We start from the raw sequence: 25,429 nt of genomic DNA, 5'->3' as shown, positions 1-25,429 counted from the left end.
GACGGCGTTCGGACAGGCTCGGCCGACCGTCAGGAGGCCGGGCCATCATGTCAATCGAGCGACCGGGCCCAGGCGAACGACCCGTCGTCTGCACAGCGCGTCGCTCCCCGATGGTGATCCACCTGTACGCCAGTCGCGACGCCGTCGATGCTAGCAGCAGAGGGCGGGTCAGGAGCCGGCGCAGGCGAGCCGGGCGTCCCCCCACGCCGCGTGGTCGTTGTTCTTGCCGTCGCCGCCGTCGCCGCCGTCGCCGACCTGCAGGGAGAGGGACTCGACGCCGGTCACGTCCACCTCGAGGGGCTCCGGCGCCGTCTCGACGGTCACCGGGTCGGCGTCCGAGCCCACCGTGGCCAGCGGCACCCCGTCGCCGACGACCGTGAACGTCGCGCTGCCCTCCTCCGGGTCATCCCCTCCGGGCTCGATGCCGGGCGTCGCGGTGAACGTGGCGCATGCCCCGCCGAGGCGCACCTGGACGTCGGCGGGGGCGTGCGCGACGATCCCGTGCGCGAACTGCTGGCCCCCGACGTCGATGGGCCCGCCGCCCAGGTCGACGTCCCGGGTGACGTCGCCGAAGCCCGTCGTCGCCTCGACGAACGGTAGGCCCGAGACCCAGGCGTCGCCCTGCGGCACCGGCGGCAGGACGTCGAGCCGCGCGGCGTCGCCCGAGCGGATCGTCCGGCCGTCCCGCGTCTCATAGGTGCCGACGACCGGCAGGTCGACGGCGCCGACCGGCCCGTCGCGGCCCACCCGCACGGTCCAGATCCCTGTGACCGTCTGCCCGCCCGCGAGCCGGCCCCGCGTCACTGCCTGGGTCGAGCCGCCGGTGATCCACGACCACGCCGCCATGCCCGGCTCGATCCACGACGTGTCGCGGACGCGGCTCGGGCGGGCCAGGTCGTCCACCAGCGTGGACTCGACCATGTCGCCGGCCGAGCCGGTGACGGCGACGCGCCACGGGGTGCGCAGCGCGCCCGCTGCCGCGACGGGGTCGCCCTCGTACAGCTCGAGGCCGTAGTCGGGCGACCCGGCCGCGTCGTGCGTCGGGGACGAGCCCGCGTAGGTCCCGGTGACGTCCGAGTCCGTGAGCAGCACGTAGTCGTCGCCGTGGCGGAACGTCGCGGGGAACCCGTAGGACCCGGGCTCGGCGTCGGCCGCCGTCGTCGTGACGTGCGCGTTCTCGTACTGCGGCGCGTACGGCTGGAGCCACGCGTCCGCCTCGGCGGGCAGCGCGAAGCGCGCCGGCTCGGAGAGCACCTGGTACTGGTCGCCGAGGGAGCGCGGCAGCTCGTACCGGAACGCGACGCCGTCGTCGGCCGCTCGGATCACGACGTCGAACCGTCCGTCGGCGCTCGCCACGCGCAGCCGGAGCTCGTCCTGCCGGACGGAGCGCTCCCGCCGCTTGCCCGTCGTCATCGTGTAGCTCTCCCGGACGACGTCGCGCTCGGTCGACACCACGTCGAGCCCGGTCGACAGGTCGGCCACGTCCGTCACCACGCCCAGCGAGCCCACGGTCAGGACCTGTCGGCCGTCCCGGCGCACGGCGAGGTCGAGCGCGCCGTCGACGAGCCGCACCTCGGCGTCGACGGAGCCCGACGGCGAGGCGACGCGCCAGCGGGAGGCATCGGCATCTCCCTCGGCCGCGGCGCCTGGCCCCGCCATGGCCACGCCCAGGGCGACGGCGACCGCCGTCACCGGTGCCACCAGGGATCGCAGGCCTCGGGGCCTCGTACGTCGTGCCGGGCGGTGGGTCGTCGCCACTCCTCGTCGTCGAGTCGTGCGGCTCGTCGTCGAGCCGCCGCGGCGCGTCTAGGGAGGCGCGTGCCGAGCCACCACAGCTGGACGCAATCCACAAGACTTCTTGTACAACACTTCTTGTGGGTTTACGGTGGCGGGATGACGCAGCCTCCTCCCGAGCCCGACGGCGCGCCCGAGACCGCCACCGCCCCCGCGGCGCAGCCCCCGGTGCGCACGGTCACCGAGGCCAAGGCACTCGCCGCCCTGGCCAACCCGTACCGCGCACGCATCATGGACGCCCTCAAGGTCGACGGGCCGTCGACCGCCTCCGGCCTCGCACGCCGCACCGGCCAGGCCGTCGGCAGCGCCAGCCACCACCTCAAGGTGCTGCACGACGCCGGCCTCGTGACCGAGGCGCCCGAGCTCGCCCGCGACCGCCGGGAGCGGTGGTGGCGGCTCGTCGCGCCGCGGCTGCGCTGGTCGCGCCACGAGTTTGCCGACGACACCACGGCGGTCGCCGCCGCGCAGGCCGCCGAGGCGCTGAGCGTCCAGCGCCAGTTCGAGCGGGTCCGCGCCTGGAACGCCAACGCCGAGTCCGCCCCCGCGTGGGACGCCGCCGCGTTCGCCACGGAGACCTGGCTGCACCTGTCGCCCGCCGAGCTCGCCGAGCTCGGCTCGGAGATCACCGCCGTGCTCGTGCGGTGGGCGGAGCGCCCACGCCCCGACGACGACGTCGAGCGCGAGCCGGTGTTCGTCTTCGGCCGCGGCTTCCCCGCGCAGCCATGACCGCCACCACCAGCCGCGACCCCCGCGCCGACGAGTCCGGCGACGTCCCGCTCGGGCGCAACGCCGGCTTCCTCCGGCTGTGGATCGGCGAGGGCGTCAGCGTGCTGGGCAACGCCACGACGTCTGTGCTGCTGCCGCTCGTCGCCGTCCTCGAGCTCGACGCCGGGGCCACCACGGTCGGTCTGCTCACCGCGGCGGCATGGCTGCCGTGGCTCGTGATCGGGCTGCCCGCGGGCGCATGGATCGACCGGCTCCCGGCGCGGGCTGTCATGATCGTCGCGGACCTCGTCGCCGCGGTGGCCATCGGCAGCGTGCCCGTGGCGGCGGCGCTCGACGTGCTGACCGTGCCGCAGCTGATCGCGGTCGCCCTGGCCTCCGGGGTGAGCACCGTGTTCTTCCGCACCGCGTACGTGGTCTTCCTCCCCCAGGTCGTGCCCAGCCACCAGCTCGAGGCCGCCAACGCGCGCCTGCTGGGCACCGAGTCGGCCACGCAGGTCGCGGGCCCCGGTGTCGGCGGCGCGATGGCGCAGGCGCTCGGCGCCGCGATCGGCCTGGCCCTCGACGCCGTGAGCTTCGTCGTCTCGGCGGTCTGCCTCTGGCGCATCCGCCCCGGGCGCCGGCCGGAGCGCCCGCCGACCGCACCGCTGCGGCAGCGGATCCGCGAGGGCGTCGCGTTCGTCGCGTCCGACCGGTACCTGCGCTGGATGGTCGTCGTCGGCGGCATCTCCAACTTCGGGCTCACCGGGTACGGCGCACTGCTCGTCCTGTTCCTCGTGGACACCGTCGGCCTCGAGCCGTCCGCGCTCGGCCTGGTGCTGGCGGTCAGCAGCTGCGGCGGCCTGCTCGGCGCCACCGTGGCCACCCGGCTCAGCCGGCGTCTCGGCAGCGCCCGCGCCACCGTGCTGCTCATGGTCGCGGCCGGCCCGCCGGCACTCCTCGTGGGCCTCGGGGGCGGAGGCGCCCGGGTCGCATGGACCGTGGCCGGGCTCTTCCTCGTCGGCCTCGCCGTGGTGGCAGGCAACGTGCTGCGCGGGGCGTGGCGGCAGCGCTACGTGCCGCAGCCGCTGATGGGCCGCGTCGTCACGACGAGCCAGGTCGTCAACTTCGGCACCATGCCCCTGGCCGGCCTGGTCGCGGGTGTGCTGGGCGATGCCCTGGGCGTGCGGGAGACCGTCGTGCTGATGGCGGCCGTGCACTGCGCGGCCTGCCTGAGCGTCGTCCGCGGACCGCTGCGCGGGCTGCGCGACCTGCCCGAGCCGCGGGAGCTCAGCCCGTCGAGCTGAGGACCGGCACGATCTCCTCGTTGCCGCCCGGCTGCACGGCCACGACCTTCTCCTGGCCGGCGGCCGCCACGTCGCCGGTGCACCCGGGTGTGTGCGGCTCGCCCCGGAGTCGTGGAACGCGTTCGCGGGGACGTTCGCCCGCGCCTGACCCCGCCCCCGACGGGTGGGACGTCCTCAGGCGGGGGCGTACCGCTTCACGACGCGCCCCACCGTCGCCCTCGACACGTCGACGTGCTCGGCGATCTCGCGGTGGTTCAGGCCGTCACCGGCGAGCTCCACGATCCGGCGGTCGCGGGCCGACGCGGGCTCGTCGTCCGGCGGCACGACGTCGCCCGTCGGCTGCGCGGCCGGCTCGTTCGCCACGCCGGGCGCCGGGTCCGGCGCGAGGGCCGCCGCGGCCCCGCCCCCGGTCTCGGTCGATTCCTCGGCGGCGCCGTGCGCCGTGAGGAACGCGGACCGGTGGGCGAGGGCGTCGCCCATCGCCGGGTCCGTCTGCCGGAGCATGTCGAACACCTCCACCCGGCGGGTGTGCCCCGTCTCCGGCAGCGGCTCGCGCGTGCCCGGCAGCCCGGCCTCCGCCTCGCGCTCCGCGGCGGCGGCCTCCGCCTCGGCGTCCGCGTCTTCCGCGCCGTCGTCCACGCCGTCTTCCGTGCCGTCGGCCGCCGCCAGGTTTGCGGTGCCGTCGGCGAAGTAGTCCGCCCGCTCCTCCGGCTGCACGACCGGGGTCCCTCCGGTCAGCGCCGCCTGGAACTCGTCGGCGAACGGCTCGTCGAGCGACTCGTCCGCCGGTCGCTCGACGGGCTCGATCGGGGACAGTGCGGCAGCCGCGGCCGGCACGACCTCCCCTGCGGGCGCGCCGGACCGCGCGGCCGCGAGCGCAGGCACCGCCCGCGTCGTGCCGAGGGCGGCGCCACGGACCACGCCCCGCTCGAGCGAGCTGGCGCCGATCAGGTCGAGGCGGTTGCCGTGCCGCTCGGCGGCCTCGAGCCGCTCGACCCAGACCTGCATGCGCCGCACGAAGTCCTCGACCGTCAGCAGCTTCAGCGCACCGTCCCGCGCGGAGCGCTGGCGGCGGTGCGCCGCCCGGACCCTGCGCATGCCGCGCCGGGTGCCCGAGCTGTCGAGCCGCGCGTCGCGCCACAGTTCCAGCGCGGTGACGTACTGGTGCACCCGGTGCTCGCGACGGCGCTCGTCGAGGGTGTGCCCCGTGACCATGTGCCGCTCGCCCACGAGCGCGAGGTGCCACATGAGCGCGGCGACCAGCGGGGGCACGAACCGGAACGCGACCATGTACGGGGTGCTGGCGTCCGGCACGGCGATCTCGTGGAGCGCCGCGAACACGCCGGAGGTGCCGGAGAGGACCCAGGTGAGCGTCAGCAGCACGCCGTAGGGGCGGCCCTCGAGGGCGGCGTTGCGCGCCATGAGGGCGACGGCGACGAGGCTGACCTCCAGGAAGCCGGCGAGGGCGTACGCCTCCGCCGGGGACATGCCCGCGACCTCGAGGCCGAACAGGACCATGCCGCTGTAGGCCAGGGCGGTCGCGATCGTCGCGGCGACGACGACCGCGACCATCGGCAGGTGCCGGCCGCGGTAGCGCACCGCGGGCCGGCCGCCGCCTCGAGCGTCGGCCGTCGTGTCGGACTGGGTCACATCTTCCTCTTCCTCCGGAGTGTCGGTGATCTGGCATATAGGAGCATTGGGACGGCCTCGGAGTCAACGCCGCTCCGGGTGAAGACCGCCTGTCAACCCTTGACCGCGCCCCCGAGGCCGGCGCCGCGCGCAGGAACGTCCGCTGGAACGCCGGGAAGAGAACGACCGGGATGATGGTCGAGATCGCGAGCGCCGCGAGGAAGACGTCGAGCTCGACGTAGTCCTGCAGGGCCGGGAGCCGCACGGACAGCGGCTGCTTGTCGACGTCGCGCAGCACCAGCAGCGGCCACCGGAAGTCCTTCCAGGCCGCGATGAACGCGAACACGGACACCACCCCGAGGATCGGCTTCGACGTCGGCAGCACGATCGACCAGCCGACGCGGAACGGCCCGGCGCCGTCGACCCGGGCGGCCTCGAAGATCTCGCGCGGCAGGTTGTCGAAGAACCGCGTGACCAACAGCACGTTGAAGGCGCTCGCACCGGCGGGCAGCCACACCGCCCAGAAGCTGTTCGGGCACGCCGCCGGCCGTCGTGGAGCGGTGGGAGTCAGCCGGCCTGCGGCCGCGGGGCCGCCGCCATCGAGCGTCGTACCACCAGCTCGGGCTCGAAGAGCAGCTCGTCGCGCGAGACGGTGCCGCCGGCGATCGTGTTCGCCAGCAGGTCGACGGCGGTGCGCCCCATCGCGTCGACGGGCTGGCGGACGGTGGTGAGGGCCGGGCCGGTCGAGTTCATCAGCGCGGAGTCGTCGTAACCCACGACGGACACGTCGCGCGGGACGTCGAGCCCCGCGCGACGCGCCGCGCGCACCGCCCCCAGCGCCAGCGGGTCCGACGCGCACATGATCGCCGTCACCCCGGACTCGAGGAGCCGGCTGGTCGCCGCCTGCCCGCTCTCGAGCGAGTACTGGCTGTGCGCGGCCTCCAGCGGCGCGAGCCCGTGCCGGTCGGCGAAGGTGCGCGCCGCGGCCAGCTTGCGCTCCGACGGCACGTGGTCGTCCGGGCCCAGCAGCAGGCCGATCCGCTCGTGGCCCATGGACACCAGGTGCTCCAGCGCCTGGTGCGTAGCCACCTGGTCGTCGCACGACACGTGCGGGAATTCGAGCGTCTCGATCGAGGCATTGATCAGCACGACCGGCAGGCTCAGGGCCTGCAGGCGCTCGTAGTGCGCGTGGTCGGCGTCGCGCTCGGCGTAGAAGCCGCCCGCGAAGATGACGCCCGAGACCTGCTGCCCCAGGAGCAGGTCGATGTACTCGGCCTCCGAGATGCCGCCCGCCGTGCGCGTGCACAGCACGGGGGTGAACCCCTGCTGGGCGAGCGCTCCACCGACCAACCTCGGCGAACGCGGGGAAGATCGGGTTGGCCAACTCGGGCAGCACCAGGCCCACGAGCCGCGGTCGGTCGCCGCGCAGCTTGGTGGGGCGCTCGTACCCGAGCACGTCGAGCGCCGTGAGGACGGCGTCCCGGGTCGCCTGCGACACCCCGGGCTTGCCGTTGAGCACCCGGCTGACCGTCGCCTCGCTGACCCCCACCTTCGCGGCGACGTCTGCAAGTCGTCTCGACGTGCTCGCGCCCCTACACGCGGACGCAAGCCGCTTGCGCGCCGTTGCGTCGCTTGCGTGCGCGTCGGGCTACCCGCCCCCAGCCCAGCGCCGAACAGGCAGCGGGGTCACGGTCACGCGACCGGGGCGTCCCGCCCCACCAGCTCCGCACTGTCGCGCCAGAGCGCCCGCATCGCGTCCTCGCGTCGGGCGAGCTCCGACGGCTCCTTCCAGACGAGGCGACCGCGGCGGAGCGCCGCGTAGTACTGCCCCTTCGGTGGCCGCGGCTCGCCGAGCGCGAGCCCTGCCAGCGCGCGCCCGGCGTCCGCGCGCCGGTTTACCCCCGGCTTCAGCACGCGCAACGGGCCGCCGAGCAGCCGCCACCCGGCGCGCAGCGGGAGGGGCATGGCGCGCACCAGACCGGTCCCGGCGGTCTGCCCGGGACAGAACGCGACCCCGGCGACCCCCCGCCCGCCTGCGAGGTCCGGGTCGGCGAGCGCCCGGGCCGTCAGGACGGCGCACAGCTTGGACGCGGTGTACGCCCGGCGGCCCGCGACGCCGGGCGGGTCGCCTGTCCCGTCGTCGTCAGACCGGTCGCGCGCACCCCGGTCCGGGCGGGCCAGGAGGCGGGCGTCGGCGTGGCGCGGCACGGGCAGCCCGGCCTTCTCGGCCGGGTCGTGGGCGCCGCTGGTGGTGAGGACGACGACGGCGCCGGGAGCGAGCGCGCCCAGCAGGAGGCGCAGCAGCAGGTAGTGGGCGAGGTGGTTGACGGCGAAGGTGGTCTCGAACCCGTCCGGGGTGCGCCCCGCGAGGTCCGGGCGCAGCACGCCGGCGTTGAGGACGAGCGCGTCGATGCGCCCGCCCGCCCAGCCGGCCGCCGCGGCGGCGAACGAGCGCACGCTCTCGAGGCGCTCGAGGTCCAGCGGCGCCTCGTGGGCGCCGTCCGGCACTCGCGTGCCGCGGGTGCCGAGCAGCAACCGCGTGCTCGGGCCCGCCAGGAGGTCCCGCGCGGCGAACGCGCCGAACCCCGACGTCCCGCCGGTCATCACGACGTTCCGCATCGTCGTCACCCGCCCCAGCCTTTTCCGATACCGGCGTATCGATACCGGCGTATCGTATGCTGCCACCATGCGACGGACGGGTCAAGGGCCGGGGCGGCCGAGGGACGCCGAGATCGACGGCGCGGTGCTCGCCGCCGCGCGCGACCTGCTCGCCGAGGTGGGGTACGCCCGCGTGACGATGGACGCGGCCGCGGCCCGGGCCGGCACCTCCAAGGCCGCCATCTACCGCCGGTACGGCTCGAAGGCGGAGCTGCTGTTCGCGGCGACGCTGCACCCGGCCGAGGTCGCGGTGCCCGCGGACACGGGGTCCCTGCGCGGCGACCTGCTCACCCTCGGCCGGCGCATCCTGGACGACATGGCCTCCCCCGCCGCGCGCGAGGTCGCCCCGCAGGTGATCGCGGAGATCTCGCGCTCGGCCGCCGTCGCCCAACGGTGGCGCGGCGTGTTCGTCGCCGGCGAGCGCGCGGAGATCGACGCCCTCCTCGTCCGGGCGACGGAGCGCGGCGAGCTGGACGGGGCCCCGCCCGCCGCGACCCTGCACCGGGCCTTCGGCGGCGCCCTCTTCTTCAGCGTGTTCGTCGTCGGCGAGGTGCCCGACGAGGCCGAGCTGGCCGCCGTGGTCGACCTGCTGCTCACCGGCCTCGTCGTCCGACCCCACTCCCCGTAGGGCGTCACCGACCGGCCTAGAGCGGGAAGCGAGTGTCGGTGTGCCCTTCGGAGACCTCCCAGAGCCTGCGGGCGATGTTGCGACCCACATCGCATCACCTGCGCGGGAGCGCTGCCATCACGATTCCGTAACAGCCGCGCCAGCGCACGACGAAGGGCCGCCGTCCTCGCGGACGACGGCCCTCGGGGCACCACCGGACTCAGCAGGTCACAGGCCCTGCGCCACGCGGTAGTACACCTGGTTCCAGCGCACCTGGTCGGCGAACCCACGCCGCGTGGTGGACTCGTCGATGACGAGCAGCTCGGTGCGCGCGATGTTCGCGAACACCTCGAACGCCTCCACCCCAGCCGCGGTCGACATCACCGTGTGGTGCGCTCCCCCGGCGGTCAGCCACGCCTCGGCGGACGTGGTGAAGTCCGGCCGCGGCGCCCAGACCGCGCGGGCCACGGGCAGGTTCGGCAGCTCCTGGGTGGGCGGCACGACGTCGACCACGTTCGCCGTGAGGCGGAACCGGTCGCGCATGTCGGCCAGGGACACCACGACGGCGCCCTCGGTCGCGTCCGCGTCGAAGACCATGCGGACCGGGTCCTCCTTGCCGCCGATGCCGAGCGGGTGGATCTCCACCCGCGGCTTCGACGTCGTGAGGGACGGGCACACCTCGAGCATGTGCGCGCCGAGGATCAGCTCGGAGCCGGGCGTGAGGTCGTAGGTGTAGTCCTCCATGAGGGAGGCCCCGCCAGGCAGCCCCTCGCCCATGACTTTCGCGGCGCGCACCAGGACGGCCGTCTTCCAGTCGCCCTCGGCGCCGAAGCCGTAGCCCTTGCTCATGAGCCGCTGCACGGCGATGCCCGGGAGCTGGCGCAGGGCGCCGAGGTCCTCGAAGTTCGTGGTGAACGCCTTGGCGCCGCGCTCGACGAGGAACGCCTCCATGGCGATCTCCTGGCGGGCCGCGTAGCGCAGCGACTCGTGCCGCTCGCCGCCCCGGCGCAGCCCGTCGGCGACGTCGTAGAGCTCCTCGTACTCGGCGACGAGCGCATCCACCGCGGCGTCTTCCACGGCACCGACGGCCGCGACCAGGTCGTTGACGCCCCACGTGTTCACCGAGACGCCGAACCGCAGCTCGGCCTCCGTCTTGTCGCCCTCGGTGACGGCGACGTTGCGCATGTTGTCGCCGAACCGCACCAGCTTCAGCTCGTGCGTGGCGGCCCAGCCGGCGGCGCCGCGCACCCAGGTACCCAACCGGCGGGTCACCGCCGGGTTCGACGCGTGGCCCACGACCGTCGTGCGGGCGACGCCCAGGCGGGTGGCGAGGTACGCGTACTCACGGTCGCCGTGCGCGGCCTGGTTGAGGTTCATGAAGTCCATGTCGATGTCCGCCCACGGCAGCTCGACGTTCGCCTGCGTGTGCAGGTGCAGCAGCGGCTTGCGCAGCGCGTCGAGGCCGGAGATCCACATCTTGGCCGGGCTGAAGGTGTGCATCCACGTGATGACGCCGAGCACGTTGTCGTCCGCGTTCGCGTCGAGCATGGCGCGCCGGATCGAGTCCGAGTCCTTGAGGACCGGCTTCCACACGACGGTTGCGGGCACGTCGGACGACGCGTCGAGGGCGCGCGCCACCTCCTGCGACTGCTCGGCGACCTGGCGCAGGGTCTCCTCGCCGTACAGGTCCTGGCTGCCGGTGAAGAACCAGACCTCGCGGTCGGCGTACGGCTTGCTCATGGGATGTGTCTCCTTCGGTGGTTGAGCCTGTCGAAACCACCCCGCTGGTTGAGCCTGTCGCAACCCGGTTTCGACAGGCGGGGTTTCGACAGGCTCAACCGCCGAAGGGGCTCAGTGCTGGCCGTAGACGTTCTGGTAGCGCGCGTACAGGGAGTCGATGTGAGCCTGCTCGATGGGCAGCGGCTCGCCGAGCTGGCGCGAGACGTGCACGGTGCGCGCCACCTCCTCGACCATCACGGCGGCCTTCACCGCGGCGCGGGCGTCCTTGCCGATCGTGAACGGGCCGTGGTTGCGCATCAGCACGGCCGGGCTGCGGTGGCCGTCCAGGGTCGCGACGATGCCGCGGCCGATCGAGTCGTCGCCGATGATCGCGAACGGCCCCACGGGGACGGGCCCGCCGAACTCGTCGGCCATCATCGTCAGCACGCAGGGGATCTCCTCGCCGCGCGCGGCCCACGCCGTCGCGTACGTGGAGTGCGTGTGCACCACTCCGCCCACCTCGGTCATGTGCCGGTACACGTAGGCGTGCGCCGCGGTGTCCGACGACGGCGAGCGGTCGCCCTCGAGCAGGGTGCCGTCCAGGTCGCACACGACCATCGACCCGGGGGTGATGTCGTCGTACGCGACGCCGGACGGCTTGATGACGAGGAGGTCGCCGGAGCCGTCGGGGTGGGCGTCGTCGCGGACCCGCTCGGAGACGTTGCCCGCCGTCCACACCACGAGCTCCCAGCGGGGCAGCTCGGCGTGCAGCGCGGCGACACGCTCCTTGGCGGCGCCGACGGCCTCGCGCAGGTGGGCGGGGACCTCGGTCAGCGCGGTCATGGTGGTGCTCCTCGTCTCAGGTCGTGTCAGATCGAAGTGTCAGATCGAGTGTCAGGTCGTGTCAGGTCGAGCTAGATCGCGTCGGTGGCGGCACGCTCGACGGCGAGGCCGGCGGCGTAGCGCTCGAGGTACGCGGCGAACCCCGCGACGTCCGCCGGGTCCGGCTCGACGACGACGATGTTCGCGTCGGCGAAGACCCGCTCGCGCAGGTAGGCGCCGAGGTCCGACGCCTCGTTCGCGGCGTACGCCGCCCGGAAGGCCGCCAGCACCGCGATGCCCCAGGCGCCGCCCTCCCCCGCGGTGGTCCCGACGGCGACGGGCGCGCCGAGCGCCGCGGCGAGCAGCCGCTGGGCCACGCCCTCGGTGCGGAACAGGCCGCCGTGGGCGAACATCGCGTCGAGCGCGACGTCCTCCTCCGCGAGCACGTGCATGCCCAGGGCGAGCGTGCCGAACGCCCCGTAGATCTGGGCGCGCATGAAGTTCGCCAGGGTCAGGCGGCTGTCGGGCGTGCGGACGAACAGCGGGCGCCCGGCGTCCAGGCCGGTGATCGGCTCGCCGGACAGGTAGTTGTAGGCCAACAGCCCACCACCGTCGGCGTCACCGTCCAGGGCGGCGCGGAACAACGTGCCGAACACGGCGTCGTCGTCGGCGGGCGCCCCCAGCGCCGTGGCGAACTGGCCGAACATGTCGGCCCACGCGCCGAGCTCGCTGGCGCCGTTGTTGCAGTGCACCATCGCGACGAGGTCGCCCGCCGGCGTGGTCACGAGGTCCAGCTCGTGGTGGACCTTGCGCAGCGGGTGCTCGAGCACGACCATCGCGAAGATCGACGTGCCGGCGCTGACGTTGCCGGTGCGCTGCGCGACGGAGTTCGTCGCGACCATGCCGGTGCCGGCATCGCCCTCGGGCGGGCACAGCGGGATCCCCGGCCGCAGTGTGCCGGTCGGGTCGAGCAGCGCGGCGCCCTCGGCGGTGAGCTCGCCGGCCTCGCGGCCCGCGGCCAGCACCTCGGGCAGCAGGTCGCGCACGGCCAGCCCCGGGCGGCGCGCGGCCGCCAGGTGGTCGAACTGCTCGAGCATCGTGGCGTCGTAGTCGACCGTCTCCGGGTCCACCGGGAACATGCCGGACGCGTCGCCGACGCCGAGCACCTTGCGGCCCGTCAGCCGCCAGTGGACGTAGCCCGCGAGCGTGGTGAGGAAGCGCACCTGCGGCACGTGCGGCTCGTGGTCGAGGATCGCCTGGTACAGGTGGGCGATCGACCAGCGCAGCGGCACGTTGTAGCCGAACCGGTCGGTGAGCTCCGCGGCGGCTGGGCCCGTGCTGGTGTTGCGCCAGGTGCGGAACGGCACCAGCTGCTCGTCGTCCGCGCCGAACGCGAGATAGCCGTGCATCATCGCCGAGACGCCGAGCGCGCCGAACGTCGTGGGGCGGACGCCGTACCGCTCCTCGACGTCGGCCAGCAGGGCGGCGACGCTCTCCTGCAGGCCGGCCCAGACCTCGTCCAGGGAGTACGTCCACACCCCGTCCACCAGCTGGTTCTCCCAGTCGTGGCCGCCGCTCGCGATCGGGGCACGGTCCGGCCCCACCAGGCAGGCCTTGATCCGGGTCGAACCGAGCTCGATCCCCAGCGACGTCCGGCCGGCGGCGATCGCCTCCCGGATCTCGACCGTCGCGTCCAGCTGCGTCATTGCTGCTCCGTCCCCGCCCGGCCGTCCCGGGCGTCGTCGAGTCCATCGTCGCGTGCGGCCGCCACCACTGCGGCCTCCACCCGGCGCTCTCCCCGGATGACACAAGGATGTTAGCGCTCACATGACGCCCGACCAACCCCGCCCCCCGCCGAGGTAGTTCGGAATCCGCCGAGGTAGTCCGATCCTCGGCGAGGTAGTAGCCCAACCGCCCGAGGTAGTTCCGTTCTGGCCTGGGAACGAAACTACCTCGGGCGGTTCTGAACTACCTCGGCCCGCCTGGGTACTACCTCGGGGTCAGCGACGACCCTTCGGGCCACGGGGCCACGGGAAAGGGCCGGGGCCGTCCCAGCCGCCGCCGTTCCCGCCGCCGTTCCCGTTGCCGTGCCCATTGCCGTTCCCGTTCCCGGGGTGCTCGCCACGACCGATCTTGTAGACCTGCACCGTGGCGGGGCGCGGGCCGCGCCACGCGCCTGCGGGGGCCTGCTCGCCCTCGGCGAGGTAGTCGGGGAAGAACGAGTGCTGGTCGTCGACGCTGCCGTTCTCGCCCGGGTGCTGCACGTTGACGTAGACCATCGCGTCGCGGGAGTCCACGACCGGCCCGCAGGTCTCGGCCTCGCGCGGCACGGACAGGAACTGCTCCACCCGGCCGCGCCGGCGCCCGGTGAGGGTCACCTTGAACAGGCCGTCGCACTTCTGGATGGTCGACGGCGCGCCGTCGGTGGAGATCCACAGGTTGCCCTCGGCGTCGAACGCCACGTTGTCGGGGCACGAGATGGGCGACACCTTGTCCGCCGGGAAGCCGGAGAAGTAGGTCGAGTCGTTCACCGACGGGTCACCGGCCACGAGGAGCAGGTTCCAGGTGAACGTCGTGGCGGTCTGGTCGCCGCGGTCCTCGATGATCTCGACGATGTGGCCGTCGCGGTTGGTGGTGCGTGGGTTGGGCTCGGCGGCCCCCTCCTTGCCGTCCGCGCCGCGGTCGGTGTTGTTGGTGCAGGCCACGTAGATGCGACCGGTGACGGGGTTGGGCTCCACGTCCTCGGGGCGGTCCATCTTGGTTGCGCCCACGGCGTCGGCCGCGAGCCGGGTGAAGACCAGCACCTCCTCGACCGTCATGCCCTCGACGCGTGACCGGCCGTCCTCCACCAACGGGATCCACTCGCCTGTGCCGTCGAAGCCGCCGTCCGAGGGGACCGCGCCCGTGCCGTCGATCTCGGACGCCGGGGAGTCGCCGATGAACCGTGCGACGTAGAGGTCGCCCGCGCTCAGCAGCGTCTTGTTGTGGCGGCGCGCCCAGCGGCTGCTGCCGTCGCGGAACCGCTCCTTCGAGACGAACTTGTACACGTAGTCGAACCGCTCGTCGTCGCCCATGTACGCGACGGCGTGGCCGCGCTTCGAGAGGATGACGTTGGCGCCCTCGTGCTTGAGGCGGCCCAGCGCGGTGTGCTTCACGGGCGCCTCGTCGGGCTCGTACGGGTCCACTTCGACCACCCAGCCGAACCGGTGGTTCTCGTACTCGTAGCCGGCGTTGTTGCCGTCGAAGCGCGGGTCGTCGAGCTCCCAGCCGTAGCTGGTCGCCTTGTCGGCGAGGCCGTAGCGCGCGTCGCGCGGGTCCTTGCCGTTGACGCGCAGGTTGGCGTTGAAGTTCTCCTCGCCGGAGACGACGGTGCCCCACGGCGTGGTGCCGCCCGCGCAGTTGTTCAGGGTGCCGCGCACGCGCGTGCCGGTCGGGTCCTCGACCGTGCGCAGCAGGTACGACCCGGCCGCCGGGCCGTCGACCTCGAACTCCGTGTCCACGGTGATGCGGCGGTTGTAGCGGCTGATCCGGGAGTAGCTCCACGGCGAGCCCTCGCGGTCGCGACGCACCTCGACCACCGACATGCCCCACGCCGCCCGCTCGATCGCACGGCGTGTGGCGGCGTCGTACGAGTCGTCGAACATGATGCCCGCGTTGGTGTACTCGTGGTTACTCACCAGCAGGCCGCGCCTGCCGCGCTTCGTCGTGCCGCGCGGGCGGACGTCGTCCGGGTCGGCGGGCAGGATGTCGAGGTAGTCGACGTTGTAGCCGAACTGCTTGGCCTGCTGCTCCGGCGTCTGGCGCGCGACGTCGAACGCGCGGCCGCCGGGCAGGATCGGGTCGCCCCATCGGATGATCGGCGACCACTCATAACCCTCGGGCACGACGAACGCGTCGGTGGCGGCGTCCTGCGGCGTGATCGCGCCGAAGGCGAGGCCCTTGGACCCGCCGCGACCCGCAGCCATCCCGGACGACGTGGCGGCGCTCGATCCGGGGGCGCCGGCCACCTGGGCGCCGACGACGACGGTGGCGGCCGCGGCGGCGAGGCCGCCGAGCATGACGCGCCGGGACAGCGCGCGGGCCGCGACGTCGCGGAAGTACTCGTTGGCGGACTCGTTGGGGGCGGGGTGGGAGCACGCGTCGGCGCACTTGAGCCGGCACGTGACCGCGCTGCGCTTGCCGCGCGCGTAGTGAAGGGCATGCGGGGTGGCGGCGAGCTCCAGCAGCGGGCGTGACTCGGGGGCGATCGTCATCGGTGACACTCCTGAGGTAGGGCGGTGACTGAGGCCGGGGGTGACGCGCCCGACGCTAGGGATCACCGATGGCCGCTCGCCGTCGTGACACCGACCCTCAGGTGAACACCAGGTGACCTACAGGTTCGGCCGGGTCGGCTCGTCCAGCCCTGCCGCTCAGCCCTGCCGCTCAGCCCTGGCGCTCAGCCCAGCGACGCCACCCACTCGGAGGTGCCGTCGTCGAAGCCCTGCTCCTTCCAGATCGGCACCTCGGCCTTGAGCTCCTCGACCAGGTCCGACGCCGCGGTGAACGCCGCGTGACGGTGCCCCGCGGCGACGGCCGCCACCACGGCGACGTCGCCCACGGTCAGGTCGCCCGTGCGGTGCACGACGGCGGCCCGCACGCGGTCGCCCGTCGCCGCCGCCGTCCGCGCGGCCACCCGCTCGGCCACCGCGCGCAGCACCGACGCCGCCTCCGGGTGCGCCTCGTAGTGCAGCCGGGTGACGCCCCGCCCTGAGTCGTGGTCGCGCACGAACCCGGTGAACGTCGCCACCGCGCCGCACGTGTCGTCGCGCACCAGGGTGCTCAGCTCCGCGAGCAGCGGGTCCAGGCGCGTGTCGACGACGTCGGCGCGCAGCACGACCGCGTCGCTGGTCGAGCCTGCGCCGTCCTGAGCCTGTCGAAGGGTCGAAGCCCCGGACGCGGTACCGACAGGCTCAATCGACGATGATCGGGTTTCGACCAGCGGTTCCTGAGTCTGTCGAAGGGCAACCGACGGGCCGGGCTCGGCCGGCGGGGTGATGGGGCGGTCGATGCCGCTCAGCTGGTCGGCGGCGTGCGAGAGCACGTCGGCCAGCGCGTCCAGACCGTCGCGCACCCCACCGACGGACCCGGGCAGGTTCACGACCAGCGTCCGCCCGGCCACCCCGGCGACGGCGCGCGAGAGCGCCGCGGCCACCACCGGCGACTTCGCCGGGTCCGTCGGGGTGGTCGACCGGGCGCGGACGAGCTCCGCGATGCCGGGGACCTCCCGGTCGAGGACGGCGCGGGTCGCCTCCGGGGTCCGGTCGCGCGGGCCCAACCCGGTGCCGCCGCTGGTCACGATCACGTCCGGGACCACGCCGGCGACTGCGCCCGCGAGCAGCGACTCGAGCGCCTCGCGCACCGGGTCGCCGTCGGGCACCACGACGGGTGACGACGTACGCCAGCCGCGCGCGGCGAACCACTCCACGGCCGCCGGCCCGGAGCGGTCCGCATACTCGCCCGCGGCGGCACGGTCCGACGCGACGACGACGGCCACGCTGTGCACCGCGCCGTCCGCCCCGTGGTGCTCGTGATCGTGATCGTGCGACCCGCTCATGCGTCCTCCTGGCCCGGGGCCGGGTTCGATGCGGCCGGTCGCGCCCAGTCGCCGGACTTGCCGCCCGACTTCGCGACGACCTGCACGTCCGTGAGCACCGCCGCCTTGTCGACCGCCTTGATCATGTCGTACAGCGTGAGCCCGGCGACGGTGACGGCGGTGAGGGCCTCCATCTCGACGCCGGTGCGGCCGGTGGTGCGCACGGTCGCGCGGATCTCGACGGTGCCGGTCTCTGGGGTGCCGGTCTCTACGCTGCCGGTCTCTACGGTGTCGGCGCCATCGGCGGGGACAATGTCGACCTCGACCCCGGAGATCGGCAGCGGGTGGCACAGCGGCACGAGGTCGGGCGTGCGCTTGGCGCCCAGGATCCCGGCGATCCGCGCGGTAGCGATCGCCTCCCCCTTGGGCAGGTCGCCCGACGCGATGCGCGCGACGACGTCCGCGCGGGTGCGCAGCACGCCGGTCGCGGTGGCCTCGCGCCTCGTCACGTCCTTGGCCGAGACGTCGACCATGTGCGCGGCGCCGTCGGCCCGGTAGTGCGACAGACCCTGTGTCGGATCGGGTGTCGGGTCGGCAGTTGGTGCGGTCATCGGAGCTCCCAGTAGTCGACGGGGTTGCCGGCCTCGAGCCGCGCGACGCCGGGCGGCACATGCACGAGGATCGTCGCGGCGGCGAGGTGGGTCAAAAGATGCGAACCGGGGCCGCCGGTCATGCGCACGCGGCCGTCGTCGTCGAGCCTGCCGCGCCGCACCTGATGCAGGGCGGGCGGCGAGTCGAGGGGTTCCGCAAGCGGCGCGCGGCCGAAGGGGCGGCGGGCCGGCACGGCGCCCGTGGCGGCGGCGAGCAGCGGGCGCAGGAAGAGCTCGAACGACACGTACGCGCTCACCGGGTTGCCGGGGAACGCCACGAGCGGCACCGTCCGCTCCCCCGAGCTGTCAGGGCCAGGAGCATGAGGACCTGCGTGTGGTCCTGACAACTCGCCGAGCGTGACCGTGCCGAGGCCCTGCGGCCCGCCCGGCTGGACGGCGACGTGCCCGAACCAGACGCCGGAGGCGTCCTCGGGTGGAGCGGCAGTGAGGGTCTGGCGCACCACCTCGTACGCCCCCGCGGACACGCCGCCGGTCGTCACGACGAGCACGACGTCGGTCGGCGCCGCGGCGAGCACGCGGTGCAGCGCGTCGGGCTCGTCCGGCACGACGCGGGTCGTGACGCGCGCGCCGGCCTGCGCGAGGGCGGCGGTGAGGGCGGCGCCGTTGGCGTCGTGCACCTGGGCGGGGCCGAGGACGACGCCGGCGGGCCCGAGCTCCGACCCGGTGGAGACGAGCAGCACGTGCGGCGGCGGGGCGACGTCGACGCGTGGCACGCCCGCCGCGACGAGCGCGCCGAGCTGCGCGGCACCCAGCGGCGTCCCGGCGCGGAGCAGCACGGCGCCCGCCGCGACGTCGGACCCCGCGGCCCGCACGTACGTACCGCGCGCGACCGGCGCGGCGAACCGCACCTCGGCATCCTGACCGGGGGCGGGGAAGCGCGGCGGGTCAACGTCCTCGATCCGCACGACGGCGTCGGCCCCGGCGGGCACGGGCGCGCCGGTCATGACGGGCGCGGCGCTGCCGGGCGCGAGCGGCGGCGGCTGCGTGCCGGCGGGCACGGGCGCGCCGACGGGGAGCACCACCGGCTCGGCCTCGGACGCCGCGGCGAGGCCCGCGGAGTGCACCGAGTACCCGTCCATCTGGGAGTTGTCGAAGCCCGGCAGCGCGACGGCGGCCACGGCGTCGCGCGCCAGCACGCGCGGGGCGAGCGAGGCGCCGGCCGCGGCCGCGGCGAGCAGTGCGGCGACCTCGACCGGCTGCACCCCACGCTCGCGCGCCGACGCCAGCGCCGGGACGACGATGTCGGTCACCGCGGCGGTGTGCTCGGCCACCGTCCGGCGGGAATGCGTCACGTCATGCACGAGCGCAAGCCTATGGTCTCGACCACCGACCGCTGGTTGAGACGAGGTGGCCTCGACCGCCTCGACCCCTGGTTGAGCTTGTCGAAACCCGGTCTCGACAAGCTCGACCGACGAGGTGGTCTCGACAGGCTCGACCGACGGATGCCAACCCGCAGATACGGCGCTATGCTCGCCACGATGCCGCACATGAGAGTTTCCGAAGCCGCCGTCTACCTCGGCGTCAGCGACGACACCGTGCGCCGCTGGATCGACCGCGGCCTGCTGCGGGCGACCGCCGACGCGTCGGGCCGCAAGGTCGTGGACGGGTACGAGGTGGCGATGGTGGCCCGCGAGCACGCGACGCCGCCGGCGGTGCCGGGCGGGACGAAGAGCTCGGCACGTAACCGCTTCGTCGGCCTGGTCACCGACCTCACGGTCGACACGGTGATGGCGCAGGTGGAGCTGCAGTGCGGGCCGTTCCGCGTGGTGTCGCTGATGAGCAGCGAGGCCGTGCGCGACCTCGGCCTGGAGCGCGGCTCCGTGGCGGTGGCGGTCATCAAGTCGACCACCGTGGTGATCGAGGCCGAGGGCCGAGGAGCCGCATGAGCAGGCGCGTGGCGCTGACCGGGCCGTGCGCGCTGAGCCTGTGCGCGCTGGCGGTCGCCGCGCTGGCGGGCTGCGGCGGCGCCGCCCAGGGGGACGACGACGCGGGCGGCGGCACGACGACGCTCACGGTGTTCGCGGCGTCGTCGCTGACGGGCTCGTTCGAGCAGCTCGCCGAGCGGTTCGAGGCCGACCACGACGGCGTGGACGTACAGCTCAGCTTCGCCGGGTCGTCGGACCTCGTGGCCCAGATCCAGCAGGGCGCGCCGGGGGACGTCTTCGCCTCGGCGGACACGGCGAACATGGAGAAGCTCGTCGCCGACGACCTCGTGGGCGACCCGCAGGACTTCGCCTCCAACACGCTGGAGATCGCCGTCCCGCCGGGCAACCCGGCCGGCGTCTCCTCGCTCGCCGACCTTGCTGCCCCGGACTCCGACTCGGGCCTCGATCTCGTCCTGTGCGCCCCCGAGGTTCCGTGCGGCGCCGCCTCGACGAAGGTCGAGGCGGCCGCCGGCCTCGACCTGCAGCCGGTGAGCGAGGAGCAGAGCGTCACCGACGTGCTCAACAAGGTGATCGCGGGCGAGGCGGACGCCGGCCTCGTCTACGTCACGGACGTCGCCGCCGCGGGCGTCGACGTCGAGGGCGTCGAGTTCGCCGAGTCGTCCAGCGCGGTGAACACCTACCCGATCGCCACCGTCGAGCGCGGCGCGGACGACAGCGACCGGGCCGACCTCGCCCGGGAGTTCGTCGACCTCGTGCTCGGCGACGACGGCCGGTCGATCCTGGCCGACTTCGGCTTCGCCACGCCGTCGGCATAGCCATGAGGGTTTCGACTAGCTCAACCGGCGATCGGGTCCCGACAAGCTCAACCAGCGATCGGGTCCCGACAAGCTCAACCAGCGATCGGGTCTCGACAGGCTCAGCCAGCGATCGGGTCTCGACAGGCTCAACCAGCGATCGGGTCTCGACAAGCTCAACCAGCGGTCGGGTTCCCACGAGCTCAACCGGCGAGGCCGCCATCGGCCTGCCACGCTGGGCGTTCGTGCCCGCCGCCCTGGGCGGGCTGCTCGTGGTGCTACCGCTGGTCGCGATGGGCACGCGGGTCGACTGGTCGGGCTACTGGGGGCTGGTCACCAGCGAGTCCGCGCGTGCCGCGCTCGTGCTGAGCCTGCAGACGTCGGCCACCAGCACGGTGGCGTGCCTGGTGCTGGGGATCCCGATGGCGCTGGTGCTGGCACGCTCCCGGTTCCCGGGTCTCGACCTGCTGCGGTCGCTGGTGCTGATCCCGCTGGTGCTCCCCCCCGTCGTCGGCGGCATCGCCCTGCTGTACACGTTCGGCCGCCGCGGCCTGCTCGGGGAGACGATGGAGGTGCTGGGCCTGCAGATCGCCTTCTCCACGACGGCGGTGGTGCTCGCCCAGACGTTCGTCGCGCTGCCGTTCCTGGTCGTCAGCGTGGAGGGCGCGCTGCGCACGGCGGGTGCGCGGTACGACGTCGTCGCGGCGTCGCTCGGGGCCCGCCCGACGACGGTGCTCCGCCGCGTGACCCTCCCGCTCGTGTGGCCCGGCCTGCTGTCGGGGACGGTGCTGTCGTTCGCCCGCGCCCTCGGCGAGTTCGGCGCCACGATCACCTTCGCCGGCAGCCTCCAGGGCACCACGCGCACGCTGCCGCTGGAGATCTACCTGCAGCGCGAGACCGACCCGGACGCCGCGGTCGCCCTCTCGTTGCTGCTGGTGGTGATCGCTGTGCTGGTCATCGGCTTCACCCGGCACCGGGGGGCTGCGCTGTGACGCTCTCGTTCGCCGCGACGCTGCCCGCACGCGGGTTCGACGTCGAGCTCGACGTCGCCGAGGGCCGCACCCTCGCCCTGCTCGGGCCCAACGGCGCCGGCAAGTCCACGGCGCTCGGCCTGGCCGCGGGCACACTCCGGCCGCACGACGGCGAGATCACGCTCGGCGAGCGCCCGCTGGTCCGCGCCGCGGCCGGCCGCACCCGGGCCTGGGTGCCGCCCCACGCCCGGCAGGTGGCGCTGCTGGCCCAGGAGCCCCTGCTGTTCCCGCACCTGTCGGTGCGCCACAACATCGCGTTCGGGCCCCGCTCCCAGGGCACGCCGCGGCGGGCCGCCGACGCCGAGGCCGACCGGTGGCTGGAGCGCATCGGGCTGGCGCACCTCGCCGACCGCCGGCCGGCGACCCTGTCGGGCGGCCAGGCGCAGCGGGTGGCGGTCGCTCGCGCGCTCGCCGCCCGCCCGCGCCTGCTGCTGCTCGACGAGCCCATGGCCGCCCTCGACGTCGACGTCACCCCCGAGCTGCGCCAGACGCTGCGGCACCTGCTCGCCGGGCAGACCGCGATCATCACCACCCACGACGTGCTCGACGCCCTGCTCCTGGCCGACGAGATCGCCGTCATCGAGGGCGGGCGCGTCGTCGAGCGCGGCCCGACCGCCGAGGTGCTCGGCCGCCCCCGCAGCGCGTACGCCGCGCGGATCGCCGGGCTGAACCTGCTCGCCGGCACGTGGTCCGGCGACGGGGTCACGACCGAGGCCGGCGAGGTCGTGCACGGGCTGGCGCACGCCGACGAGCCCGGCCGCGACCTCCCCGTCGGCACGCCGATGACCGCGGTGTTCCGGCCGTCCGCCGTCTCCGTCTACCTCGACGAGCGTCACGGCTCCCCGCGCAACACGTTCCGCGGCACGGTCCGCACGCTCGAGCCGCACGGCGACCTCGAGCGCGTGCGCACCGACCACCTCGCCGCCGACGTCACGCCCCAGGCCGCCGCCGAACTCGCGCTGACCCCCGGCACCCGGGTGTGGCTGTCCGTGAAGGCCGCCGAGGTGGACGTCTACCCAGTCTAGCGGCGGCGGGCCCGCGTGCGGCCCGTGTCACAGTCAGGTCGGCTGTCTCGTCCCAGGTTCGAAGACTCGAAGACTCGAAGAGACACAGCGAGCAGACGTCTCCGCTCCCGGAGGTCGATCGTGCTTCGACAAGGAGCCGATCATGAACGAGCAGGACAACCGTCAGACGGTCGCGCTGGTGACCGGGGCGAACAAGGGATCGGTCGTGGACCGCGACGGCAACGTCCTCACCGGCGCTCATACTTCGGGTCCGACAACTGCGCAGCTCCCTTGCCGTCCAGACGGTCGAGGTCAGACGCGGAGCGATCGGGTCGCCCTCCGCGCCGAAGCTCGAGCTGGCGCTCAGCCGTGGGCCAGCTCCAGGCGGTAGCCGCGCTTGACGACGGTCTTGACCAGGTCGCGGCGACCGGCGGCCTCGCGCAGCCGCGCGACGGCGACCTCGACGGCGTGCGGGTCGCGCGAGGAGCCGGGCAGCACGTCGAGCACCCGCTCCCGCGGCACGACGTCGCCGCCCGCGGCCGCCAGCAGCCGCAGCACCTCGACGCCCGTGGGCGACAGCGGCAGCACCTGGCTGGCGAGGACGGCGACGCGCGCGCGGATGACGAGGGGCCCGGCGACGGTGGCGAGCGCCACCGACTCGAGGTGCTCGTAGTGCCCCACGAGCGACCGCACCAGGGCCCCGAGACGGCCGCGCTCGGGCTGCAGCGTCGGGATGCCGCGCGACTCCAGCGGGCGCGCGGTCACCGGGCCGACGGCGGCGGCCACCATCTCCCCGTCCGCGAACCGCGCCACGACCGCGCCCCGCAGCCCCTGGTCCTCGACGGCCCGCATCCACGCCTCGGCACCCGGGGCCGACGTGAACGCGACGGCGTCGACCTCCCCCGCGGCGGCCGCTCGCACGGACGCCTCGACGGCGGCCGGGTCGGGCGGCGGCCCCCAGCGGTAGACGACGAGGGCCGACACCCGGGCACCCGCCTTCGCGAATACCCCGTCGAGCCCGTCGGCGCCGGCGCCGTGGTGCTGGATCGCGACGTGCAGCCCAAACACGCCCTCGCTGAGCAGCACCTCGGCGATCTCGGCGGACGTCTCCGACTCCGCCACCCAGTCGGCCTGGAGCCCTGCGGCCTGGATGGCGCCGCGCGCCTTGGGCCCGCGGGCCACGAGCCGCGACCGGCCGAGGACGGCGAGCAGGTCGTCGGCGAGCCCGTGCGCGTCGGCGGCCTCGATCCAGGCGCGGAACCCGACGCCCGTCGTGGCGACGACGACGTCCGGCGGGTCGGCGACCAGGGCACGGGTGGCGGCGATCAGCGCGTCGTCGTCCACGTGCGGCACCATGCTCAGCGCGGGCGCGTGGCGCACCGTGGCGCCCCGCCGCTCGAGGGCCGCAGCGAGCTCGCCGGAGCGCCGATCGGCGGTGACCAGCACCGTGCACCCCGCCATCACCTGGCCCAGCGCGGGCCGGGCGCCCTCAGGCACCGGCCCACCCCACGGCTCCTGCGTCACCAGCGACCTCCAGCAGCTTCTCGTCCGCGATGTCCCTGACCACGACCACGGCGGGAGCCCGCACCCGACCTCCTCGGCACGTTGGGCCGCCAGGTCGAGCGCGACCCGCGTGAGGCGCCGGTCGGGCAACGAACCCCGCTCGACGATCGCCACGGGGTGGCCGGGTTCGCGCCCGCATCGAGCAGCCGGGCCACGATCGCGGGCAGGGCGGACACCCCCATGAGGATCACCAGGGTAGCGGCGCGGGACGTGACGCAGGCCATGGAGACCGCATCGAGGACGGCGTCAGTTCCTGTTCCCGCGTGCTCCGCGCCGTCGCGCGTGTGCCCGGTGACCACGTGGAACGCCGTCGTGGTGCCGCGGTGGGTCAAGGGCACCCCGGCCAGGGCAGGTGCAGCGAGCGCGGACGACACCCCGGGCACCACCTCGACCGGTACCCCGGCGGCACGGCAGGCCGCGACCACCTCTCCCCCGCGGCGCCGGGGCCGGCGCCGACGAGCGTCACGCGCCCGGCCGGAGCGCCGGGCGCGGCGTTCGTCATCCGAGCCCCACGTGAACGACGCCGCCCGTCACGACGACCGGGTACGAGGCGAGGTCGCCGGCGAGCCCCGCCCGCGGATCCTTGCCGGCGGCGTCCAGGATCCTGGACGCGGCAACGCCAGGCGAGGGGGACAGGCCCGCACTGACGACGACCATCGCCTATCGAGACGCGCTGACCAGCCTCTGGCTGCTCGACGACCTGCCGGCGTGGTCCCCGAGCCGCAGCGCCTTCGACCGCCACGTCTCGGCGCCCAAGCACCAGCTCGCCGACCCCGCGTTGGCCGCCAGGCTCCTCGGAGCCACCCAGGCCTCGCTCCACCTCGGCCGGCACGGCTCGCTGCTCGGACCGCTCTTCGAGCATCTCGTGTCGTTGAGCGTCCAGACCTATGCCGAGTCGGCACGGGCCCGCGCCCAGCACCTGCGCACCCAGGGCGGCACTCACGAGGTCGACCTGATCGTCGAGCGCGACGACGGCGCCGTCGTCGCGCTCGAGACCAAGCTCGCGAGCAGCGTGAGCGACGCCGACGTCAAGCACCTGCTCTGGCTCCGCGACAAGCTCGGCGACGACCTTCTGGACGCCGCGGTCATCACGACGGGCGAGCGGGCCTACCGTCGCCGCGACGGGATCGCCGTCATTCCCGCCGCGCTGCTCGGACCCTGAGGACCTCTCATGCGAAGGTCCCCGGCACGACGCCGGGGACGACCTGGAGCGGGCCCTCTTCGGGTGTCGGGACCTCGAACCCCGTCGTAGTGGGCCGCCGCGACCTCCGGTGCCAGCAGGACGTCGTGCGCGTGCGCGCCGGTGCGCGCGGCCACGCGCGCAAGGGCCACGTCGCGCGGCGTGTCGACGTACACCACCAGGGTGTCCGCGCCGTGGGCCGCCCCGAGGGCCCGGTACTCGTCGCGGGAGGCCCGCGACCAGAACGACGAGTCCACGACGACGTCGCGACCCTGCGCGAGCAGGTCGTCCGCCCGCTCCCGCAGCGCCTCGCCCACCCGCCGCGCGTCGTCCTCCGGCAGCGGGTGGCGGGCCGCGTGCGTGGCCTCCCACGCGAGCTCGTCGACCGACGCCACCGCGTACCCCGCGTCCGCGTACCGGCGGGTGTGGGTGGACTTGCCGGCGCCCGCGGGGCCGCACATCAGGACGAGACGGCTGGTCACGGGTGGTG

Annotated in this window: 20 protein-coding genes, 3 pseudogenes and 1 riboswitch; of the genes and pseudogenes, 8 read left to right on the top strand and 15 right to left on the bottom strand. The window is 74.4% G+C overall.

Going from position 1 to position 25,429, the window contains the following annotated elements; genetic code table 11:
- Positions 1-59: 59 nt before the first annotated feature.
- Positions 60-147: riboswitch (ZMP/ZTP riboswitch) on the bottom strand.
- 21 nt (positions 148-168) lie between these two features.
- On the bottom strand, positions 169-1,701 hold the full coding sequence (locus AC1C2W_RS03485) for a glycoside hydrolase family 97 N-terminal domain-containing protein (protein WP_495412391.1): 1,533 nt from the start codon (positions 1,699-1,701) through the stop codon (positions 169-171).
- Positions 1,702-1,893: 192 nt separating this feature from the next.
- Between AC1C2W_RS03485 and AC1C2W_RS03480 the strand changes: the two genes are divergently transcribed.
- Complete coding sequence (locus AC1C2W_RS03480; RefSeq protein WP_495412390.1) at positions 1,894-2,520, top strand: ArsR/SmtB family transcription factor; 627 nt, start codon at positions 1,894-1,896, stop codon at positions 2,518-2,520.
- Positions 2,517-3,803: an MFS transporter gene (locus tag AC1C2W_RS03475; protein WP_495412389.1), complete on the top strand. Its 1,287-nt coding sequence runs from the start codon at positions 2,517-2,519 to the stop codon at positions 3,801-3,803. Before AC1C2W_RS03480 ends, AC1C2W_RS03475 begins: the two co-directional genes overlap by 4 nt.
- A gap of 174 nt (positions 3,804-3,977) precedes the next feature.
- Here AC1C2W_RS03475 and AC1C2W_RS03470 read toward each other — a convergent pair whose 3' ends face one another.
- From AC1C2W_RS03470 to AC1C2W_RS03455, 4 genes and pseudogenes are all read right to left on the bottom strand, one after another.
- Positions 3,978-5,453: a helix-turn-helix domain-containing protein gene (locus AC1C2W_RS03470; protein ID WP_495412388.1), complete on the bottom strand. Its 1,476-nt coding sequence runs from the start codon at positions 5,451-5,453 to the stop codon at positions 3,978-3,980.
- A gap of 92 nt (positions 5,454-5,545) precedes the next feature.
- Positions 5,546-5,964 (bottom strand): annotated as a pseudogene (locus tag AC1C2W_RS03465) (carbohydrate ABC transporter permease); the annotation flags it as partial.
- A gap of 35 nt (positions 5,965-5,999) precedes the next feature.
- A pseudogene (locus AC1C2W_RS03460) lies at positions 6,000-6,981 on the bottom strand (LacI family DNA-binding transcriptional regulator).
- A gap of 143 nt (positions 6,982-7,124) precedes the next feature.
- Positions 7,125-8,051 carry an SDR family NAD(P)-dependent oxidoreductase gene (locus AC1C2W_RS03455; protein WP_495388424.1) on the bottom strand — a complete coding sequence of 309 codons (927 nt, stop codon included), beginning with the start codon at positions 8,049-8,051 and terminating at the stop codon, positions 7,125-7,127.
- A gap of 67 nt (positions 8,052-8,118) precedes the next feature.
- Between AC1C2W_RS03455 and AC1C2W_RS03450 the strand changes: the two genes are divergently transcribed.
- Positions 8,119-8,718: a TetR/AcrR family transcriptional regulator gene (locus AC1C2W_RS03450; RefSeq protein ID WP_495412387.1), complete on the top strand. Its 600-nt coding sequence runs from the start codon at positions 8,119-8,121 to the stop codon at positions 8,716-8,718.
- A gap of 207 nt (positions 8,719-8,925) precedes the next feature.
- Here the strand turns inward: AC1C2W_RS03450 and araA are convergent, their stop codons facing one another.
- The 7 genes from araA to AC1C2W_RS03415 all read right to left on the bottom strand — a co-directional run bounded on the left by araA (position 8,926) and on the right by AC1C2W_RS03415 (position 18,782).
- On the bottom strand, positions 8,926-10,437 hold the full coding sequence (gene araA / locus AC1C2W_RS03445) for an L-arabinose isomerase (protein WP_495412386.1): 1,512 nt from the start codon (positions 10,435-10,437) through the stop codon (positions 8,926-8,928).
- A gap of 111 nt (positions 10,438-10,548) precedes the next feature.
- On the bottom strand, positions 10,549-11,259 hold the full coding sequence (locus AC1C2W_RS03440; protein ID WP_495412385.1) for an L-ribulose-5-phosphate 4-epimerase: 711 nt from the start codon (positions 11,257-11,259) through the stop codon (positions 10,549-10,551).
- A 71-nt stretch (positions 11,260-11,330) separates the two neighbouring features.
- The gene (locus AC1C2W_RS03435; RefSeq protein ID WP_495412384.1) at positions 11,331-12,944 is read right to left on the bottom strand and encodes a xylulokinase; all 1,614 of its coding nucleotides are present in this window, start codon (positions 12,942-12,944) and stop codon (positions 11,331-11,333) included.
- A 294-nt stretch (positions 12,945-13,238) separates the two neighbouring features.
- Positions 13,239-15,491, bottom strand: coding sequence for a PhoX family protein (locus tag AC1C2W_RS03430; protein ID WP_495412383.1), 2,253 nt, complete (start codon positions 15,489-15,491; stop codon positions 13,239-13,241).
- Positions 15,492-15,673: 182 nt separating this feature from the next.
- Complete coding sequence (locus AC1C2W_RS03425; protein ID WP_495412382.1) at positions 15,674-16,831, bottom strand: molybdenum cofactor biosynthesis protein MoaE; 1,158 nt, start codon at positions 16,829-16,831, stop codon at positions 15,674-15,676.
- A complete protein-coding gene (gene moaC / locus AC1C2W_RS03420; protein ID WP_495412381.1) occupies positions 16,828-17,421 on the bottom strand; it encodes a cyclic pyranopterin monophosphate synthase MoaC in 594 nt (197 codons plus the stop codon). Before moaC ends, AC1C2W_RS03425 begins: the two co-directional genes overlap by 4 nt.
- A complete protein-coding gene (locus AC1C2W_RS03415; protein WP_495412380.1) occupies positions 17,418-18,782 on the bottom strand; it encodes a molybdopterin molybdotransferase MoeA in 1,365 nt (454 codons plus the stop codon). Before AC1C2W_RS03415 ends, moaC begins: the two co-directional genes overlap by 4 nt.
- Positions 18,783-18,959: 177 nt before the next feature.
- Here AC1C2W_RS03415 and AC1C2W_RS03410 point away from each other — a divergent pair, with 177 nt between their 5' ends.
- From AC1C2W_RS03410 to AC1C2W_RS03395, 4 genes are all read left to right on the top strand, one after another.
- Entirely contained in the window at positions 18,960-19,367 is a 408-nt protein-coding gene (locus tag AC1C2W_RS03410; RefSeq protein WP_495387782.1) for a TOBE domain-containing protein, read from the top strand.
- Entirely contained in the window at positions 19,364-20,182 is an 819-nt protein-coding gene (modA, locus tag AC1C2W_RS03405; protein ID WP_495387783.1) for a molybdate ABC transporter substrate-binding protein, read from the top strand. The genes AC1C2W_RS03410 and modA overlap by 4 nt, the downstream gene beginning before the upstream one ends.
- A 224-nt stretch (positions 20,183-20,406) precedes the next feature.
- Positions 20,407-21,153 (top strand): ABC transporter permease, encoded by a 747-nt coding sequence (locus AC1C2W_RS03400; protein WP_495412379.1) that lies wholly within the window; start codon positions 20,407-20,409, stop codon positions 21,151-21,153.
- Positions 21,150-22,217 (top strand): sulfate/molybdate ABC transporter ATP-binding protein, encoded by a 1,068-nt coding sequence (locus tag AC1C2W_RS03395; protein WP_495412378.1) that lies wholly within the window; start codon positions 21,150-21,152, stop codon positions 22,215-22,217. The genes AC1C2W_RS03400 and AC1C2W_RS03395 overlap by 4 nt, the downstream gene beginning before the upstream one ends.
- Positions 22,218-22,559: 342 nt before the next feature.
- Here AC1C2W_RS03395 and AC1C2W_RS03390 read toward each other — a convergent pair whose 3' ends face one another.
- Complete coding sequence (locus tag AC1C2W_RS03390) at positions 22,560-23,657, bottom strand: uroporphyrinogen-III synthase (RefSeq protein WP_495412641.1); 1,098 nt, start codon at positions 23,655-23,657, stop codon at positions 22,560-22,562.
- 296 nt (positions 23,658-23,953) lie between these two features.
- A pseudogene (locus AC1C2W_RS03385) lies at positions 23,954-24,142 on the bottom strand (uroporphyrinogen-III C-methyltransferase); the annotation flags it as partial.
- 200 nt (positions 24,143-24,342) lie between these two features.
- Here AC1C2W_RS03385 and AC1C2W_RS03380 point away from each other — a divergent pair.
- Positions 24,343-24,921: a DUF4143 domain-containing protein gene (locus AC1C2W_RS03380; protein WP_495412377.1), complete on the top strand. Its 579-nt coding sequence runs from the start codon at positions 24,343-24,345 to the stop codon at positions 24,919-24,921.
- On the opposite strand, the gene AC1C2W_RS03375 is transcribed toward AC1C2W_RS03380, so the two are convergent.
- A complete protein-coding gene (locus AC1C2W_RS03375) occupies positions 24,867-25,421 on the bottom strand; it encodes a P-loop nucleotide/nucleoside kinase family protein (protein ID WP_495412376.1) in 555 nt (184 codons plus the stop codon). The genes AC1C2W_RS03380 and AC1C2W_RS03375 overlap by 55 nt on opposite strands.
- Between the last annotated feature and the right edge of the window lie 8 nt (positions 25,422-25,429).

Source organism: Isoptericola sp. Y581, from assembly GCF_059445475.1.
Note: the sequence above shows the minus strand (reverse complement) of the source record. Positions and strands in the feature narration are given on the sequence as shown.